General features: G+C 44.0%; 19 protein-coding genes and 1 pseudogene. 11 read left to right on the top strand and 9 right to left on the bottom strand.

Translation table 11 applies throughout. The features are described 5' to 3' along the window. Together VTH8203_RS12090 and VTH8203_RS12095 are read right to left on the bottom strand one after the other, a co-directional pair. Positions 1 to 137: transposase (locus tag VTH8203_RS12090; protein ID WP_158296128.1), on the bottom strand; the 137-nt coding region annotated here is incomplete at its 3' end. 174 nt (positions 138 to 311) lie between these two features. Then, entirely contained in the window at positions 312 to 461 is a 150-nt protein-coding gene (locus VTH8203_RS12095) for a hypothetical protein (RefSeq protein ID WP_158296129.1), read from the bottom strand. Positions 462 to 1020: 559 nt separating this feature from the next. Here VTH8203_RS12095 and VTH8203_RS12100 point away from each other — a divergent pair. Together VTH8203_RS12100 and VTH8203_RS12105 are read left to right on the top strand one after the other, a co-directional pair. After that, the gene (locus tag VTH8203_RS12100) at positions 1021 to 1527 is read left to right on the top strand and encodes a DUF3087 domain-containing protein (RefSeq protein ID WP_096993907.1); all 507 of its coding nucleotides are present in this window, start codon (positions 1021 to 1023) and stop codon (positions 1525 to 1527) included. Between the two features lie 447 nt (positions 1528 to 1974). Beyond that, positions 1975 to 2238 carry a hypothetical protein gene (locus VTH8203_RS12105; RefSeq protein WP_096993908.1) on the top strand — a complete coding sequence of 88 codons (264 nt, stop codon included), beginning with the start codon at positions 1975 to 1977 and terminating at the stop codon, positions 2236 to 2238. Positions 2239 to 2321: 83 nt separating this feature from the next. Here the strand turns inward: VTH8203_RS12105 and VTH8203_RS12110 are convergent, their stop codons facing one another. The 4 genes from VTH8203_RS12110 to gcl all read right to left on the bottom strand — a co-directional run bounded on the left by VTH8203_RS12110 (position 2322) and on the right by gcl (position 6674). Continuing rightward, complete coding sequence (locus tag VTH8203_RS12110) at positions 2322 to 2936, bottom strand: TetR/AcrR family transcriptional regulator (protein ID WP_096993909.1); 615 nt, start codon at positions 2934 to 2936, stop codon at positions 2322 to 2324. Positions 2937 to 3171: 235 nt separating this feature from the next. Further along, on the bottom strand, positions 3172 to 4071 hold the full coding sequence (locus tag VTH8203_RS12115) for a 2-hydroxy-3-oxopropionate reductase (protein ID WP_208617744.1): 900 nt from the start codon (positions 4069 to 4071) through the stop codon (positions 3172 to 3174). Between the two features lie 22 nt (positions 4072 to 4093). Then, complete coding sequence (gene hyi / locus VTH8203_RS12120) at positions 4094 to 4870, bottom strand: hydroxypyruvate isomerase (RefSeq protein ID WP_096993911.1); 777 nt, start codon at positions 4868 to 4870, stop codon at positions 4094 to 4096. A gap of 10 nt (positions 4871 to 4880) precedes the next feature. Then, a complete protein-coding gene (gcl, locus tag VTH8203_RS12125; protein ID WP_096993912.1) occupies positions 4881 to 6674 on the bottom strand; it encodes a glyoxylate carboligase in 1794 nt (597 codons plus the stop codon). A 330-nt stretch (positions 6675 to 7004) separates the two neighbouring features. Between gcl and aceB the strand changes: the two genes are divergently transcribed. Then, positions 7005 to 8603 (top strand): malate synthase A, encoded by a 1599-nt coding sequence (gene aceB, locus VTH8203_RS12130; RefSeq protein WP_370739227.1) that lies wholly within the window; start codon positions 7005 to 7007, stop codon positions 8601 to 8603. A gap of 102 nt (positions 8604 to 8705) precedes the next feature. Then, a complete protein-coding gene (locus VTH8203_RS12135; RefSeq protein WP_096993914.1) occupies positions 8706 to 9143 on the top strand; it encodes a GlcG/HbpS family heme-binding protein in 438 nt (145 codons plus the stop codon). Between the two features lie 33 nt (positions 9144 to 9176). Here VTH8203_RS12135 and VTH8203_RS12140 read toward each other — a convergent pair whose 3' ends face one another. Continuing rightward, positions 9177 to 9659 carry a MarR family winged helix-turn-helix transcriptional regulator gene (locus VTH8203_RS12140; RefSeq protein ID WP_096993915.1) on the bottom strand — a complete coding sequence of 161 codons (483 nt, stop codon included), beginning with the start codon at positions 9657 to 9659 and terminating at the stop codon, positions 9177 to 9179. A gap of 117 nt (positions 9660 to 9776) precedes the next feature. Between VTH8203_RS12140 and VTH8203_RS12145 the strand changes: the two genes are divergently transcribed. The 4 genes from VTH8203_RS12145 to VTH8203_RS12155 all read left to right on the top strand — a co-directional run bounded on the left by VTH8203_RS12145 (position 9777) and on the right by VTH8203_RS12155 (position 11821). Continuing rightward, entirely contained in the window at positions 9777 to 10670 is an 894-nt protein-coding gene (locus VTH8203_RS12145; protein ID WP_096993916.1) for a DMT family transporter, read from the top strand. 137 nt (positions 10671 to 10807) lie between these two features. Continuing rightward, entirely contained in the window at positions 10808 to 11038 is a 231-nt protein-coding gene (locus tag VTH8203_RS12150; RefSeq protein WP_006070589.1) for a glutaredoxin family protein, read from the top strand. Between the two features lie 48 nt (positions 11039 to 11086). Continuing rightward, positions 11087 to 11212 carry a hypothetical protein gene (locus VTH8203_RS25360; protein WP_279627173.1) on the top strand — a complete coding sequence of 42 codons (126 nt, stop codon included), beginning with the start codon at positions 11087 to 11089 and terminating at the stop codon, positions 11210 to 11212. 201 nt (positions 11213 to 11413) lie between these two features. Continuing rightward, positions 11414 to 11821 (top strand): hypothetical protein, encoded by a 408-nt coding sequence (locus VTH8203_RS12155; protein WP_096993917.1) that lies wholly within the window; start codon positions 11414 to 11416, stop codon positions 11819 to 11821. Here VTH8203_RS12155 and VTH8203_RS12160 read toward each other — a convergent pair. Further along, entirely contained in the window at positions 11793 to 12662 is an 870-nt protein-coding gene (locus VTH8203_RS12160; RefSeq protein WP_096993918.1) for a LysR family transcriptional regulator, read from the bottom strand. The genes VTH8203_RS12155 and VTH8203_RS12160 overlap by 29 nt on opposite strands. Positions 12663 to 12766: 104 nt before the next feature. On the opposite strand from VTH8203_RS12160, the gene VTH8203_RS12165 reads away from it, so the two are divergent. From VTH8203_RS12165 to VTH8203_RS25365, 3 genes are all read left to right on the top strand, one after another. Beyond that, a complete protein-coding gene (locus tag VTH8203_RS12165) occupies positions 12767 to 13978 on the top strand; it encodes an MFS transporter (protein ID WP_096993919.1) in 1212 nt (403 codons plus the stop codon). Between the two features lie 271 nt (positions 13979 to 14249). Further along, entirely contained in the window at positions 14250 to 14825 is a 576-nt protein-coding gene (locus VTH8203_RS12170; protein ID WP_158296130.1) for a DUF1415 domain-containing protein, read from the top strand. Between the two features lie 107 nt (positions 14826 to 14932). Then, a complete protein-coding gene (locus VTH8203_RS25365; RefSeq protein WP_279627174.1) occupies positions 14933 to 15061 on the top strand; it encodes a hypothetical protein in 129 nt (42 codons plus the stop codon). A 208-nt stretch (positions 15062 to 15269) separates the two neighbouring features. Here the strand turns inward: VTH8203_RS25365 and VTH8203_RS12175 are convergent. Next, positions 15270 to 15806: pseudogene (locus VTH8203_RS12175) on the bottom strand (site-specific integrase); the annotation flags it as partial. Between the last annotated feature and the right edge of the window lie 52 nt (positions 15807 to 15858).

The following is a 15858-nucleotide window of genomic DNA, read 5'->3' on the forward strand; positions in this document are numbered from 1 at the left end:
ACCCACTTATCCATTGTCGATTTACCCACACCCATGGCTTTTGCGGCTTCAACAACGGTGTAGTTTTGGTCGAGAACAAGTTGCGCTGCTTCGAGTTTAAATTCCGCACTGAAAGTACGTCGGGTTCGCTTGGTCATAGTTTCACCTGTCATGCTATGAGGTGTATATTAACACCTCTAATCAGGTGGCCAAATTCACTATGCCACTACACTTACTAACTTTCCCATTCGGGAGCGTGGGTAAGCTATCAGCAGAGTAATATCGGAGGGTTGCATGTAAATTGCAGCTTTACTTTTGTCATCAAAAGAATATTAGCCAATTAAATAATGTGCTAGTTGGCTTGATTGCAGATCAAGTTCAGAATAAGTCAGCGACTTGTCTTTGTAGATAACCGCGATTGCCTCGGGGGACATCAATGTTTGCATGGAGATAGTTTCAAATACAGGATTATTATCTTTCACAATATTTAACTCGCAGGTTAAGGCATTCCTGAGTCGAGCGAGAATCATTTCTTGCTGACTGGCTCATACAAATTACAGTTAGACATCAAAACTTAGGATTTAATTAAGGACGTACATTAACTAAAAGCACAATGATTCCGAAGCGAGAGAACCATCAGAATAAATCAAAAATAACAGAAACTCATGCAGCACAAAAATTATCAAAATAATAACATTTACTTTAATCAGCTACAGATAAGAATCATAAAACTTAAGAAAACCTTAACAACCTGTTATAAAGAAAAATAATCCACATATGGCCACAGCTAAATTAGCAATACCTTTGAAAAAGTTGCCAGTGACAATAATAATTCATACTCGTTCCCTATTAATTGAATATTTTATTTTCAAAGCATCACTACGCTGTGAGTTGGTTGCGTAATTTGAATGAACGCTCTATTCTTTACTATGCTCCGTCAATTTGCGCAAGTGTGATTTATGAGTCGCTGTAAGTGTGTACAATCGTTAACGGACTCTCGCAGTCAGTAATAAATAAACCGTAAACTAAAGTGAGTTGAAGATGAAATTGCAAGCTATCGACAAGCAGTTATACCGTTCTCGTTTAAACATCGTCATGGTGGCCTGCATCGCGACCCTGGCGATTTCAAGCCTCGCTATCTCACAAGCCCTAATTTACCTGTTTCCCTCACCTTCTGGCTCTAACTTCCACTGGAACCTGCTAGGCGTCATAGTGGGTGCCATTGGGCTTGTTCTCGTTCTTCTAAAACTCAAAACTCACCCCAAGATGAGAGAAGTCGTTTATGTATGGGAACTGAAACAAACGCTCAATCTCATTTATCGAAAAAATCGAAAGCTGCTAGCAGCCGCCGAAAAAGGTAACGCCGACGCTATGTTGGCCCTGCAATTTAGCTATGAAGGTTCACGCCAACTTTGGCAGCTCGATGACAACACCATTACCATGAGTAGCTTAAATACCGCACAAGCCAACCTTAACCAATGGGCTCAAAAATACGGTGTAACTATCGATATTAACGACTATGACTCTGCAATATTAAAACAGTTCTAATATCGATTTGGTGTCATATAAAATTCATCCTTAGCGAACATATTGAACGATAAAGTGGGTTAGGTTGCTTTGAAATATAATCTAACCAACTAACACACAATGACAAATATATTATGTAATGCACCGACTGATAAACAATATAGTCAACTTTACTTTGAATTAACCTTACGATAACATTTATCTTTCTTAATCTCACCTACTAGCCTCTCTCACAGTGAGCTCAAGCAAATACCCACAAAGATAATATGGGATATATTCATGTCAATATTAAAAGTTCCGTTAATTAGTTTCCAGCTGTGTGACTGTTTGTATCAATAGATTTCTGCCACATTGATATAACGAACTGATATAACTATATTCACAATCAATAATAACTATATAAATATTTGTGCACTGGTTAATAACCTTTGTTGTAGTCAAAGTCGTTATAATACTCAAGGAAATCTCATGATTGAAATCCATTGGTCGGTCGCGCTCGCAATGAGCTTTTGCAGCTTTCTAGGCATACTAAGGGTGTATGGAAGGCGTGTTGATCGATTTATGAAGCATGTCTCTGCTCAGATGTTGAGAATTCTCAATGGCTCAATGAAAGCCTCTAACTATGCCCAGCAGCGAACCGAAACAGATTTGTATCAAATTGGTAGTCAGGAACGTAAATACGAATTTGGTGACTATATTCGCCAGCAAACCTCTCGAAATAAAGACCTTTAACGTATCTATCAGACACAGCTGCTTCTATTCCGCTCAACATTGATGGAGCAGCTGTGTGTCACCTCTACCTTGCAAAGGTGGACCTATACCCGACTCTTAACACCACAGCCTTGTATAACTAACTTGGTGAGAAACGTCGCCGCTTGTTCATAATCTGCGTCGTCTAATTCGGGTTTATCCAATACACTGCAAATCTGCCAATTAAAGTCAGCGTAGGTCTGAGTCGCGGACCAAATCGCAAACATAAGATGATGTGGTGGTACTTCATCCATAAAGCCTTGTTTCGACCATGTGGCAAACTTGGAAATGATCATCTGCGACTGTTCAAACAGCTTATCTCGAATGGATTCTGGCAACACCTTTGCCCCAGACATCACTTCGCTGGCGAATACACGAGAAGCATGAGGGTAATGACGGGAAATCGTCAGTTTAGTACGAATGTATTGAGTTAACGCCTCAACAGGGTCGTCTAATTGCTCAATAGGTAATGACGCAGCAAGCAATGGCTGAGTGACGGTTTCGAGCACGGCATAGTAGAGTTTATCTTTGGAGCTAAAGTAGTAAAAGACGTTAGGCTTGGGAATGTCAGCCGCCTTCGCTATATCGGCCATCTTGGTGGCAGCGTAACCATGCATAGCAAACTGTTCACTGGCAACCTCGATAATAAGGTCTTGGTTCTTGCGTCTGATTCGCGACATACTGTTCCATGCTCTCATGTGCTACTTAGTTAATCTTAATGAAAACAAAGAATAAGTCCAAAACTTATGGGGAATACTGAGAGGTAAAAAATCCCAAAACCGATACAAACAGCGCCTGTTAATGTTGAAGTTAGAAGCCCTTTAACTCCAATAACTGCCTGCACGATTTCGGGAACGCGTATAAAAGGAGACAAAACTACGCGATTTATGCGGAAATCATGGCCCTAAGTAATCATTAATCGTTACGGATTGAATGATTAGAGCGAGCCTCTATTGCTTTAATCAGTGCAGAGTGGTCCCAGTTTTCACCACCTAAGTCGGCACACTCACCAAACAGTGCTTGCGCGTTTTCAGTGTTGGGTAACGCGACCTCAAGTTCTTGAGCACCAGTCAGCGCAAGGTTTAGATCTTTTTGGTGAAGTGCAATCTTAAAGCCAGGGTCAAATGTGCCTTCTACCATACGCTCGCCATGCACTTCTAAAATCTTGGAACTCGCAAAGCCTCCCAATAGTGCTTGCCTTACACGCACTGGATCCGCACCGGCTTTCGATGCAAAAACGAGGGCTTCCGACACTGCCTCAATATTAAGCGCAACAATGATTTGGTTAGCGACTTTACATGTTTGGCCTGCGCCACTATCACCAACAAGCGTGATGTTTTTGCCCAGCTTCTCAAACAGTGGGCGAGCTTGATCAAATGCTTCTTGGTCGCCGCCGACCATAATGCTTAGTGTTGCATTAACAGCACCCACTTCACCACCTGATACTGGCGCATCGAGATACTGTGCACCACTTTCTTTGATGCGTTTAGCAAATGACTTCGTCGCAATTGGCGAAATTGAACTCATATCAATCACTAACTTATGAGACGTGCTTGCCGCTAACCCCTCTTCTACACCGCTCGTTCCAAATAATACGTCTTCAACTTGTGGTGTATTTGGCACCATTAGAATGATAACGTCGGCGAGCTCAGTCGCTTCTTTCGGTGAGTGACATACTGTTGCGCCGCGAGTAACCAGCTCAGCCGGTGGAGCATTGAAATGATCCGACAATACCAATTCGTAACCTGCCGCTTGCAGGTTTTTGGCCATTGGCTGACCCATAATTCCGGTACCGATGAATGCAATTTTCATGATGTGTTCTCCTTAACGTATCGAATTATTGAAAAGCGTTTAACCAGGAAAGACCTTCTTCAGTGGTCGTCTTCGGTTTGTATTCACAGCCCACCCAACCTTGGTAGCCCATTGCGTCAAGTTCTCTCAATACAAAGTCATAATTGATTTCACCGGTACCTGGCTCATGACGCCCCGGGTTGTCAGCCAATTGAATGTGAGAAATTTGCGATAAGTTATTGGTGATGGTCGGAATTAAGTCGCCTTCCATAATTTGCATGTGATAGATGTCGTATTGAACCGATAGGTTCGCACTACCGACTTCTTCAATAATGGATTTCGCTTGTTCTGTGGTGTTCAAGAAGAAGCCTGGAATATCACGTGTATTAATCGCTTCAATCACCAACTTGATGCCTGCCGCTTCCAGTTGCTGCGCAGCATAACGAAGGTTGATTACGAACGTCGTTCTCGCGTCTTGCTCAGTCACACTTGCCGGAACAATGCCTGCCAAGCAGTTGATTTGCTTACAGCCCAGAGTCTGAGCGTAGCTTATCGCTTTACTCACCCCTTGTTGGAATTCTTCGATGCGACTTGGGTCGACCGCAATGCCACGATCTCCCGCATTCCAATCACCAGCCGGAAGGTTAAACAAAACCTGCTCTAGATTATTGTCATCCAACACCGACTTAATGGTTTCTGCTGTAAAATCGTAAGGAAACAGATACTCTACTCCGTGAAACCCTGCATTAGCCGCTTTTTCAAATCGACTCAGAAAGTCGACTTCATTAAACAGCATCGATAGGTTGGCTGCGAATTTTGGCATAATCTTCTCCTTAGGACGGTGAGTTTGACGAATCTAGCGACGACAGTGCAGTTGGTGCATCCGTTGCATTTTCAGCTAGTGGTTCAAATTCATTAATAGCGTTGATTTCGACACCCATTGAGATGTTAGTGACACGCTCTAGAATAATTTCAACCACAACAGGGACCTTGTGTTTCGCCATCAGCTCTCTTGCCTGAACGAACGCCTCTTGGATGTCTTCTGGCTGTGTTACACGAATCGCTTTACAGCCTAATCCTTCCACCACTTTCACATGGTCAACACCATACCCTTCAAGTTCTGGAGAGTTCTGATTATCAAACGCAAGCTGCACGCAATAATCGATGTCAAACTGACGTTGTGCCTGACGAATTAGGCCAAGATACGAGTTGTTAACGACTACGTGGATATATGGAAGATTAAACTGCGCACCCACAGCTAACTCTTCAATCATAAATTGGAAGTCATAGTCACCTGATATTGCGACAACATCACGGTTTGGATCCGCGGCTTTCACACCCAGTGCAGCGGGAGCAGTCCACCCTAGAGGACCCGCTTGCCCACAGTTAATCCAGTGGCGTGGCTTGTATACATGAAGGAACTGAGCCGCTGCGATTTGCGATAGACCAATCGTGCTGACGTAACAAGTCTCACGACCGAATGCTTTGTTCATCTCTTCATAAACACGCATTGGTTTAATTGGCGTTTCCGTGAAGTGGGTTTTACGCAACATACTGGATTTGCGCTGCTGGCATTCACCAACCCAAGACGCACGATTAGGTAGAGTGCCTTTTGATGAACGTTCGCGAGCAACATCGACTAACAGTTCTAATGCAGACTTGGCATCCGACACAATACCAAGATCCGGGCAGAATACGCGTCCAATTTGAGTCGGCTCAATGTCTACGTGGACAAACTTGCGGCCTTCGGTATACACATCCAATGAACCTGTGTGACGGTTAGCAAAGCGGTTACCAATACCGAATACAAAATCAGAGTTCAAAAGCGTTTCGTTACCATAGCGGTGTGCCGTCTGAAGACCCACCATACCTGCCATCAACTCGTGATCATCAGGGATAGTACCCCAACCCATCAACGTTGGAATCACTGGCACGCCAGTCAGTTCCGCAAACTGTTGTAGCAGTTCAGATGCGCCTGCGTTGATAACACCGCCACCTGAAACAATGACCGGTTTTTCGGCAGCACACAGCATATCGAATGCTTTTTCTGCCTGCTCGCGAGTTGCGGTTGGTTTGTATGCCGCCAGTGGCTCGTAGGTATCGATATCAAATTCGATTTCGGCTAGCTGTACGTCTAGTGGCAAATCGATAAGAACCGGGCCAGGCCTACCTGAACGCATTAAATGAAAGGCTTTTTGAAATGCGCGTGGCACTTGAGCAGGCTCTAGTACTGTGGTCGCCCACTTTGTTACTGGTTTGGCAATAGATTCTATATCTACCGCCTGAAAGTCTTCTTTATGCAGTCTTGCTCGTGGAGCTTGCCCAGTAATACATAGAATTGGAATCGAGTCCGCCGACGCAGAATAGAGTCCCGTGATCATATCCGTTCCGGCGGGCCCCGATGTGCCAATACAAACACCAATATTTCCTTGGTTAGTTCGCGTGTAGCCCTCTGCCATGTGTGATGCGCCTTCAACGTGGCGGGCTAACACATGGTCAATACCACCTAGGTGTTTCATCGCCGCATACATGGGGTTGATTGCTGCGCCCGGAACACCAAACGCAATGTCTACTCCCTCTTTCTTTAGTACGGCTACAGCTGCTTCAATTGCCTTCATTTTCGCCATTCTAATATCCCTCTCAGATTGTATACAATTCAAATCCATATTGTGTACTATGAAGCATATCCAGAGAATCGCAACCCCAAAATCAACATTTTTGCAACATAGAGTTAAAGCACTAAGTGACTACTTACGCCGTAGTTCCTAACAGATAATGCTTTATATAAAATATCTTTACGTAAAAATATTTTCAGAAAAATTCGATGATAAATTAATGTTAAATACCCTTTGATCATTTGTTTGTTTTCCAATATAAGTAAATACACGGATACAGTTTTGTATACAAAATAAGAAAGTATTGTTTAAAGGAGACGAACAATGGCACTTAATGAAGTTATGGACGCAGCACAAGCAGATTGTCTTAAGGTAATTGGAGATACCCAGTCCACAGCTTACCAAGCGATTCTTAATTCCGACGCGCTCACCTTCTTAGAAACCTTAGTGGCGCATTTTGATGGTCGACGCACTCAACTACTTCAAGACCGTGAAGCTAAACAAGCCGCCTTTGATGCGGGCGAGCTGCCAGATTTTCGCAAGGACACCAAATCAATAAGAGATGACAAGAGTTGGAAGGTTAGCCCGCCACCAGCTCCGCTATTAGATCGTCGCGTTGAAATTACCGGTCCTGTTGATAGAAAGATGGTCATTAATGCACTGAATTCCGGCGCAAAAGTGTTTATGTGTTGCTTTGAGGATGCTTCCTCCCCAACTTGGCAAAACATGGTTGAAGGGCAAATCAACTTACGCGATGCCAACCTTGGAACCATCAGCTATTACGATGACACCAAAGACAAACAGTACGTATTGAATAGCGACCCAGCGCTATTAATTGCTCGGCCTCGAGGACTTCATTTACCAGAAAAATCTATTCAATATCAGGGGCAGCCGATTGGTGGTTGCTTGATGGATTTTGCGTTGTATTTCTTCCACAACTATCAGTCTCGTGCAGACAAAGGCTTAGGTGTTTACTACTACATTCCAAAATTGGAAAGCATGGAAGAAGCGAAATGGTGGGATGACGTCTTTGCCTTTACTGAACGCTACTTCGGGGTACCTATAGGAACGATTCGAGCGACAGTACTTATCGAAACGCTGCCTGCTGTGTTCCAAATGGAAGAGATGTTGTATGCAATGAAGGATCATATTGTAGCCATGAATTGCGGTCGATGGGACTATATATTCAGCTACATTAAGACGTTAAAGAACCACAAAGACCGAATTTTGCCAGACCGACACGGCATCGGTATGGACCAAGAGTTCCTAAACGCCTACAGCCAATTACTGGTTAAAACCTGTCATGCACGTGGCGCACTTGCGATGGGCGGAATGTCTGCCTTCATTCCGGCAAAAGATTCTGAAGAAATGGAACGTGTAACGGCGAAAGTCATTGAAGATAAAAAACGCGAGTCGAATAACGGTCACGACGGCACGTGGGTCGCGCACCCTGCACTGGTTGATCTTGCGATGTCGGTGTTTGACGAGCAGCTTCAGGGGAAAACAAATCAACTTAATTATGTCAGTCCATCGGAAGACATTACTGCCGAGACGCTATTAAAACCTTGCGAAGGTACGCGTGATGAAGCGGGTGTGCGCAAGAATATTCGTATTGCTCTCTACTACATTGAAGCATGGATACAGGGGCACGGTTGCGTCCCAATTTATGGACTGATGGAGGATGCCGCAACGGCTGAGATCTCTCGTGCCAACATTTGGCAGTGGATACATCACGGGGTCACTCTGGATGATGGCCAAGTCTTTACATCATCACTCTTTCACACTTGGCTCTACCAAGAGCTAAAAACGATTAAACAGGAAGTTGGCGATGCACGTTATGCTGCAGGACGCTTTGATGAAACAGCTGACCTTTTTTATGAGCTTTCTACAGCAAAACAGTTCGCTAACTTCCTGACCCTTCCAAGCTATTCGTTACTTTAACCAAACCGGTGGCAAAGTACGTTTAAACCCTGCCGACTTGATTCGAATACACGATTAAGTCGGCAGGTACGAATAGCGCAAGCTATGAGATGAGGAGATAACATGGGAAGTTTAACTCTACAACAAGCACTGACCATTATTGATGGCACCTTTGAAGCTGGACTGTCTGACGACTGTGCGCCTTTGACTGTTGCCGTTCTTGATAATGGAGGAAAACTGATTTCTTTGCAGCGACAAGATGGTTCTAGCATGATGCGACCTGACATCGCTATCGCCAAAGCATGGGGCGCATTGGCGCTAGGTTGTTCTTCCAGAAAGCTCGCACAAGATGCCGACTCTCGTCCTGCGTTTATCTCCGCGGTTAATGTACTGGCCCACGGCAATATGGTTCCCGTTCCTGGTGGTCTGCTTATTCGAGATGAAGACAAGAACGTTATTGGCGCTATTGGGGTGAGTGGTGATCTGTCTGATATCGATGAGCGCTGTGCTATTCAAGGAATTAATTGCGCCAATCTGTTCAGCGATGAGGTCGCTGCTTAACGATTAAGGCCCTAATAAATTAGGGCCTCATATTTATTCATACTGACTTAGCCAAGTCTTAAATATTTGATTCACGTGTTTTTTTTGAGAAGCTGATAGCGATTTAACCAAGCTTTCCTGAACCTCGACATGTTCTTCGATCATTTTGTCGATTAGAACTAAACCATCTTGTGTCAACTGTACCGTAACGCTGCGACGATCCGCTTTGCTATGCTCTCTCGAAATTAAACCTTTAGACTCGAGTTTATCCAGTCTATTGGTCATCGCTCCCGATGTTAGCATCATGGTATTAATCAGCTCAGAAGGTGTGAGGCGATAAGGCTTACCACTTCGTAACAAGGTGGCGAGAACATCAAACTCTCCAAGCTTCAAGTCATATTTCTTATGTAAATCTGCTACTTTGGTTTCCATATATTTGGCGATGCGCATTAATCGCCCCATCATAGCCATTGGTTCCGTATCAAGCTCAGGCTTCTGCTTTGCCCACTGCTCGACTACACGATCAATCGCATCCATGTCTTATTTATCCACTGGTTAATCATCAAGAGAAATTAGTTTAACATAAAGATACTTTACAGGCAGCCAATTTATCGTTAGATTGTGCGCAAATATCTTAACGTGAAGATAAATAGCATGAACATACTTTTGGCAATGATTCCTGCGTTTTTTTGGGGAACAACTTACGCCGTAACCAAATTTACGCTTCCAGATTGGCCACCTATTTTATTAGGGGCGCTGCGAGCATTACCAGCTGGCTTACTGCTACTGCTGGTCAAGCCAACTCTACCCAAAAAAGGTGAATGGCAAGTATTACTGACACTTGGCTTAATCAATATCGCTACTTTCTTCGGTTTAATATTTGTAATGGCACAGACACTACCATCGGCCATTTCTGGCGTGGGTATGGTTTCTGTGCCTGTTTTCGCCATGTTGTATCAATGGTTGGTGAAAAAGCATCGGCCAAGCTGGTCACAAGCATTCAGCGGCTTGGCTTTAGTTACTTTGGCTTTTTTCTTGTTCTCACCTGGTTCAATCAGTCTCAACCCGATTGGTTTGGGCGCAATGCTAGTAGCGATAATGTGTATTGTTGCGGGCAGTAGTATCACTAAATCATTGGGTACTCGAATCCATTGGTGGACCATACTAACTTGGCAGTTGATCTTGGGTGGCACCATCTTAGCCATTGCTTCTGGCTTTCATGCAGCAATGGCGCCAGACACCTATTTCTCTGTCATAGAAAACTTTGACGGGCGTAATCTGTTTGGCTTAAGTTGGGTCGTCGGTTTGAATACTGCACTGAGCTACGGTATGTATGTGTGGCTACTACAAAGAATGACCGTCGTCGATTTCACCTTTGGTGGCATCGCTAACCCTATCGCAGGTATTGTTTGCGGTTTGATGTTATTGGGAGAGTCATTTACTCATACTCAGTATATTTTGATGATGGGTATGATCATTACTTCGCTGATCCCACAGATGATCATGGCGGTAAAGCAGCATCGTGTGACTCGTCTTGCCCGTCGATAGTCACACGATACCAACGTCAATCATAGTCACAACTCATGCTCGATAACCCATGCCGAGCTTGGTTTACTGGCTAACGCTTTACAATCATAACCAGAAACGTACTATAGGCGGCTATTTATTAGCGGAAGAGAATCCTCGTGAAACGATTAGTACTGTATGTCTCAGACAAATGCCCTCACTGTAAAGATGCGCAGCGATATTTGGACAGTAAAGGTTACAAATACCGTCTCACCAACGCTAAAATGCAGCGCGGTCGTAAAGAATTAGATGCGATCGGAGCTCGTTCTCTTCCAGTGCTCAAAATTGGTGATCAATACATGGTTGGCTGGAACCCGAAAAACTTCGAGCGAATGTATAAGAGTAACTAATACATTATTTCCTATACTGCCTCTATAAGTATCGAGAGGCAGTAGTCTATGGGTAATTGGTGGGCAGTATTGATCGTCTTGGTCACCTGTGGCAGTCAAGCAGGTGCCGCCCAACTTTTAGATGAAGCGAGGATTATTAATCAGCGGCTTTACGTGGTTCATGTTGGTAGCTAGTCCACGCCGATACACTCTTGCTTTGCGATCCAAATTGCCAACCAAACGTTAATCACACCGGCCCACTGTCTTTACGATTTTCGCTCTCATCGCTTTTATCCACTTCGAGATATTCGACTCGCCACACTATTTGGTCAAGATGAACGCTATGATTTTGCTCATGCTGCGTCCATAAAAACCGACCACCAGCAAGTAGGTAAAATGGCAGCAAAAGATGATTGGGCAATTTTAGAAGTGGATGCTCCGTTGGGCTGCCATCAGAATATCGCCACGCTTGTTGATATTGATGCTTCGCAATGGGAAAACGAACCTATTCAACTGTTGGTTCATGACCAAGCTCGCTCAGCTCTCACTATTGAAACGTGTTTTGTTCACGTCGCTAGCTCTAGAGATATGACCATCAGCCAGTGCAGTGATATGACTCAGGTACTGTCTGGCACGCCCATCTATGTCCAAATAGGTGCGAATATGGCGTTAATAGGTATGGTGACACGTAAGCAACAAGGCTTGAGTCCTTCAGTCTACAACGCCACTCCAATAGGACAAGTAATGACTCGTCTTCCAGTAACAAGTACTTGTATCAAAAATGCTTTTTCACAAAGTCGATAAACGTTCGGTCAGCACGTGATAAATAACCATCTTTGCGCCACGCTAGAGCAAGATCGACAAACACTGGCGGCTTAAACGATAAGCCCTTCAGCTCTGATTCATGTCCGGTAACCAATTCCAATAAGGCGGTAATGGCAAACTCACGTTTTACAATAGATAGGATCATTGGCAATAAGTTGGTTTCAAACGAAAACTTCGCTTCAATATTGCGACGTTCACACTCTTCATCAATAAAGTCACGATGAAAATAACCAGGTTTAAACATCACTAGTTCCTCATCGAAGAATTCGTCAAAATCCAACGATTGTTTGTTGGCAAAGGGATGATTTTGGCTGACAACGGCGACCATTTCCGAGCGGAAAATTTGATCAACTTCTAAATCCTCGGGCACATCCGTATTGCGAATAACGCCAAGATCGATCTCACCATGCAGTAGCATCTTTCTGATGTCTTGTGTCCCCGCTTCAATAACGGTCATTTTGAGATTGGGATAAGCACTTTTAAACGCCATGACTATTTCAGGAAAGAAGTAGGAGCCCATCATGCTTGGCGTCCCCAAGCGTACTTCACCTTTCAAGAGTCCCTTCATCTCGTCTATGGCTAAGCAGGCATCATCAATTTGCTGCAGTACTTTCTGCGCGTGAGGCAACAACGCTCGCCCTTCCTGAGTAAGCATCACTTGTTTATCGACACGAGACAAAAGCTGCACGCCTAACTGTTGTTCAAATTTTTTAATAGAAATGCTTAACGCAGGTTGAGCAATCGCCACCGCTTGAGCTGCCCTAGTAAAGTTTTGATGTTCTGCGACGGCCAGAAAGTGCTTTAGCTGCTTAATATCCATATTAATAATTTATATCGAAGTCATAGGTTTAATATATTTCATTAATCCTTTATTGAGTGCTAACTTGGTCACATAAGCGCAGTTTCGTAATAGAGAATTAGGTTGTGATAGAACTACATACAAAACAATACCAACAGATCACCTGGGCATTAGCGCTTGGCTCTTTTTTAGTGTTTTGTAATCTGTATATCTTCCAACCTATCCTTCCCCAACTTGCCACACACTTTGCTGTGTCCGAAACCAAGATAAACTGGGTATTCGCAGCTTCAACATTGGGACTTTCCGTTTGCTTGGTGCCTTGGGCAATTACTTCGGAAAGCGTAGGTAGACGGAGCGTTATGCTTGCTGGTCTGTTCGCCATTCCTATCATTGGTTATCTGATGCTACTAACCGAGAGCTTATCAACATTGGTTTTTTTACGAGCTTGCATGGGTGTTGCGTTGGCAGCATTTGCTTCTGTGGCGGTGGCTTACATGGTCGAGGAGCTGTCGAGCGAAGCTTTTACTTGTGCTATCGGCGGCTATATTGCCGCTAACTCTTTAGGCGGTATTGCCGGACGTGTAGCGGGAGGAATACTCACAGGTTACTTCGATTGGCACACAGCGGTATTCATTATTTCCAGCTTTACATTGGTTTGCGTCATTATTGTGGCGTTCCTATTACCAAAGCAGGAACACTTTACTCCGACTCGTGGTTTGTTCTTCCATCACAATCGAGCGCTATTTACTCACTTGTCGACACCAATCGTTTGGGTTGCAATGGTCATTGGGGGGATTAACTTTGCATTGTTTGTCAATCTGTACTCCGTTATGGGATTCAGATTAGTCGCAGCACCTCATCATTTGCCTGTTGCTTTATCTGCCTTGATCTTCCTTTGTTATTTAGCGGGTACATTCTCGTCTAAATGGACCGGACGGTGGAGTGCTCATTTTTCGCCTATCCTCGGCATGGTTTTAGGAACAGAACTGAGTATGCTGGGCATGCTGGTTGCCATTATCGAGAGCATACCTGCCATGCTGATTGGTTTACTGCTGATAAGTGGCGGCGCGTTTTTTACCCACACCTTGGCTTACGCTTGGGTTAGCCAAAAAGCAACGACAGCTAAGGCAACCGCGACAGCATTGTATCTTGTCCATTACTACGTAGGCGGAAGTATTGGCGGCTTCTTCTTATTATATTGTTGGCAGCAAGGCAAATGGGCTTCCGTGGTGGAAGGCGGTTCCGTCTTATACTTCGCTCTGTTTGCATTATGCTGGAAATTAGCAAAACTCAATCGCAAAGACCAAACTACACCTATGGTTGCAAACCCTCGCTGACATTGCTTCGTACACACTTTTTATCGATTCTCATGCGCATCAAAGGTAATGTGTATGAATATAAGCGGCGAATAATGTGAATCGCTTACTTGGCGTTTTGAATATGATTGATCCTGACTCAAAATAGTTTCAAATCTGCTTGAACTGCATTAGCATGGAGTGCTCTGACGCTCTATTTTGTAAATTAGAGCGTCATCCTACTTTAGCTGAGGTGTGTAAGATGATTCAGCTTTAGACACTGAATAACACAATGCGTTGATTACAAAGATATATGAAAGCAATGAGCCCCTTACGTGAAAAAGTAGTAAAGATCGAGCAACAAGTTCAGCAGTGGCTAACTGAAGTAGTGATTGGTTTGAACCTTTGCCCTTTCGCAGCAAAGCCAGAAAGAAACAATCAAATCAAAACCTTTGTGAGTCTTGCCGATAATGAAGAAGGTCTTTTGGAAGATATTTTGGGCGAACTGATGCTGTTAGAGCAAACAGAAGCCAGTGATCTCGAAACGACTTTAGTTGTGGTTCCGAATATGCTCGAAGATTTTATGGACTACAACTTCTTCATAGATTGGGTTGAAGCACTCATCAAGCAAAATAATTGGGAAGGAATATATCAGGTCGCTACATTCCACCCTGATTACTGCTTTGGTGGCGCAGAACCTGAAGATCCTGAAAACCTGACCAACCGCTCCCCTTACCCTATTTTTCACCTTATTCGTGAAGAAAGTATGGAGCGCGTGTTAAAGCACTATCCCAATCCAGAAGCCATTCCAGATAACAATATTGGTCGTGTAAGCGCCCTCAATGAATCAGAAAGAAAGCAGTTGTTCCCATACCTATTTGGCCATTGAGTAAATTCAAGCACTGCGCTATTCAACCTTACTTTGCGTTTTTAATCCTATCGCAAGCGCTAACTCGGTGGTAGTTTCACCTTAATTGATTTGATGAGACTACTACCATGAAACCTTGGATTAAATTTATCCCTTTGATTCTTCTTGTCAGCTACTTTGTGACTTACGACATCATGGACCAGATGGGGCACGACTACCCGACTCAGACTACGGCTCAAGTAGAGACTTCGAAGTAAATTCATACGCTCACTATATGCGTTATTTAGTGGGCGTTTTTCTATCCCTCTAAAACATCACTTCTTTTTGACAACTCATGACTTTGTTAGATTCGACCTCACTGATAAGCTACACCCATCAGTAACCTTCAATTCATACGCAGAATCAATATGAGTCTCTTCATCTATGCGGTAACACTATCCCAAAATGAACAAAGGCTCTAATAAAGGCGTGAAGCGTTCTGTGAGGGAGTGGTACCAGTCGGTCTTTACCGCCTTTTCCATAGTGAACATGGACTTGCATATTGTGACTGTCGATATCGGAGATGGTGAGATTGAGAGCCTCATTAATCCGCAGCCCCATCGTGTATAACGTTAAAAATAACACTCGGTAACGGGGTTCTCGGGTGGTATTAATAATCTGAGCGACTTGCTCAGGAGAAATGATATTCGGGAGACGTTTTACTTTCGGAGGTTTGATGATTCCGATCCATTCCCACTGCTTGTTGAGCGTATGTTTGTAGAAGAATTGAAGCCCACAGCGGTCAAGTTTAATCATGCTCCAGGAGACCTGACCAATCAGTTGGCTGAAATATCGTCGCAGGTCTTCAATGGTCAAGGTATCAGGGCACCGATCAAAGTACTCAGTGATACGTCGTACAGCAAGAGAGTATGCAGAGATGGTTTTGGCTTTACCTTGAAGTTTAAGTTGGGTGAGGTGTTGTTGATATAAGGCGTCAAAGCGCTCTTTTTCAGACGGGATCATCGTGTTCTCTCCAGTAACACACCACCGACATGATGGTGTTACTAAAGAGTAT

It is taken from the genome of Vibrio thalassae, from assembly GCF_900089835.1.
Classification (GTDB): Bacteria; Pseudomonadota; Gammaproteobacteria; order Enterobacterales; family Vibrionaceae; genus Vibrio; species Vibrio thalassae.